The following is a 332-nucleotide window of genomic DNA, read 5'->3' on the forward strand; positions in this document are numbered from 1 at the left end:
TGTCGAACACGAAGAAGTTCGCGAGGATCTGTTCCGGCGTGAGGCCGATGGCCTTCAGCAGGATCGTGACCGGCATCTTGCGGCGACGGTCGACGCGGAAGTACAGGATGTCCTTCGGATCGAATTCGAAGTCGAGCCACGAGCCGCGGTACGGAATGATCCGTGCCGAGAACAGCAGCTTGCCCGAGCTGTGCGTCTTGCCCTTGTCGTGTTCGAAGAACACGCCCGGCGAACGGTGCAGCTGCGAGACGATGACACGCTCGGTGCCGTTGATGACGAACGAGCCCGTCGGCGTCATGAGCGGAATTTCGCCCATGTACACTTCCTGCTCC

At 60.8% G+C, this 332-nt stretch carries 1 protein-coding gene; it reads right to left on the reverse strand.

What is annotated here, in order from left to right; translation table 11 throughout:
- A partial coding sequence (locus tag SB725_RS30485) for a hypothetical protein (RefSeq protein WP_410923072.1) occupies positions 1 to 332 on the reverse strand: 332 nt, incomplete at both ends.

The sequence above is a fragment of the Pseudomonas sp. SIMBA_041 genome, assembly GCF_046535095.1.
Classification (GTDB): domain Bacteria; phylum Pseudomonadota; class Gammaproteobacteria; order Pseudomonadales; family Pseudomonadaceae; genus Aquipseudomonas; species Aquipseudomonas mucoides.